Annotated in this window: 3 protein-coding genes; all 3 read left to right on the top strand. The window is 48.7% G+C overall.

Translation table 11 applies throughout. The annotated features are described in order from the left end of the window. Window positions 1-400: 400 nt before the first annotated feature. The 3 genes from PH256_RS15150 to PH256_RS15140 all read left to right on the top strand — a co-directional run bounded on the left by PH256_RS15150 (window position 401) and on the right by PH256_RS15140 (window position 1,503). Complete coding sequence (locus PH256_RS15150; RefSeq protein WP_270914822.1) at window positions 401-787, top strand: DUF6075 family protein; 387 nt, start codon at window positions 401-403, stop codon at window positions 785-787. Window position 788: 1 nt separating this feature from the next. Beyond that, on the top strand, window positions 789-920 hold the full coding sequence (locus PH256_RS15145) for a hypothetical protein (RefSeq protein WP_270914821.1): 132 nt from the start codon (window positions 789-791) through the stop codon (window positions 918-920). Between the two features lie 106 nt (window positions 921-1,026). After that, entirely contained in the window at window positions 1,027-1,503 is a 477-nt protein-coding gene (locus PH256_RS15140; RefSeq protein ID WP_270914820.1) for a translation initiation factor 2, read from the top strand. The last annotated feature ends 229 nt before the right edge of the window (window positions 1,504-1,732 follow it).

Genomic DNA, 1,732 nt, shown 5'->3' with positions numbered 1-1,732 from the left:
TCCCTGGAAGTGCACCAGATATCCACTGTCCAGAGAAATTTGGACAGTGGATTTTTTATATCAGAAAACACACAATATCCTGCAATAGGACCGGTCAGAGCCTGTGATATTATAAACATCGCGGGCTCTTTTTTGTTGAAAATCGAACTCTCAAAATCCAAGGGGGAAGTGTACCCTTTTTCAGGCAGCGCCTCGGCTCATGTTGGCCGGGGCGCTTTTTTCGTTTTGTCCCCCTCTCCACACCTCTCCCCCTAGATTATTTACCGGCTGGGAAGAAGATATAAACGCTGCTAGATTTCAGCGTTTTTCAACGGGAAAAGAACCAGTGGTGAAACGAAATTCATCCGTCTTTCCCAGCCGGTGGATTCTGTTCAACACCCAGAGCCAAAGGAGGAACAAAATGTCAATCAAATTCAAAAACAGAGAACACGAGAAATTCTATGAGCAGTGCCTCACTCAGACCGGCGTCCTTGATCCCTACCACAAGGCCTTTTTTTACACGATGGGCATCAGCGACGAAACCCGAAAGCATGTTGAAGATGTCTTTGAGTTCCAGGAGGATGTTATCCGGCCGGAGGGGCTGAACAAAGGTTGGCAAACCAGCGGAAGCAGTTGTCTGACCCGTTTGGCATTCAACCTTTGGAACGGGTGGAATGAGGACGGCTGTGCAACGCCCCACGATCTGTTCACCACATCGGATGCAGGCTATATGCTGGAAGCAATCCGCATCCGATACCCTGAATACTGTCGGGAATCCCAGGTCCCCAGCAAGGGAGAGGCCAGATAAGATGGCAACCCGCAGAAAGAAGAAGCGAAAAAATCAAGGCAAAAGCCAGAAAGGATCTGAAACCATGATCATGGGAATCGACCACGGGTACTACGCCATCAAGACGCGGCATTTTCTTTTCCAGCCGGTGTGACAGCGTATACCCACGAACCCTATACGCTGAAGAACACCCTCCAGATCGGCGGCAAGTACTATGCTTGTGTTGCCCGAAAGGAACGACTGAAAAAGGAGGCAATGACATGGAAACCAAGGGCATCACCTGTAAAATCCCGCTGGACCTGCACAATCGGATCAGCGAGGACATCCGTGAAAGTGAAAGCACGATGAGCAAATTCATCGAAATGGTCATCAACGAACATTACATGAAGGGAGCAAACGGTATGAGCAAAATGAGAACAATGGCATTTCAGGTAAGTGAGAAATTCTTCCAGCGGATCAAGGAATATCTGATGCGGTATGAGCAGACCTACGGCAAGAAGCTCAGTCAGAAGGATTTCGTCATCGGACTGATCGAGCAGGCACTGGAAGAAGCGGATGAGGAATTTGAAGCGGCCCAGGCAGCCCAGGAAGAAGCAGCTGATGATAGCCATGAAACCTTAGAGGATACCGAAGATGCCGAGGATGAGGAAACCGCCGACAGCGAGGAACAGCCCGAAACAGGCGAAGAACCCGAAGAAGTCACTGAACCTCAGGAAGAACAGGAAACTATCGACTAAGAGAAATGCAGCCCCTGCCGACCGGAGCGAAAAGCACGGTCGGCAGGGGCTTTTGGTTTGAATAAAACATTCGCTCATATTCCTTCGAGCATGGTTGCTTATGGCGCTTACGTAGCCGAAAGAGAGACAGTTTTAGGCAATAGATTTGTACAAAGCTTTATCTGAATAAACAAAAACACAGGCTAAAACTGCACAGGCCTCAGCATAAAGCTTTATATCCTGTTCTTGT

The sequence above is a fragment of the Allofournierella sp. CML151 genome (genome assembly GCF_027853465.1).
GTDB lineage: Bacteria > Bacillota > Clostridia > Oscillospirales > Ruminococcaceae > Allofournierella.
This window is presented reverse-complemented; position numbering and strand designations above follow the sequence as displayed.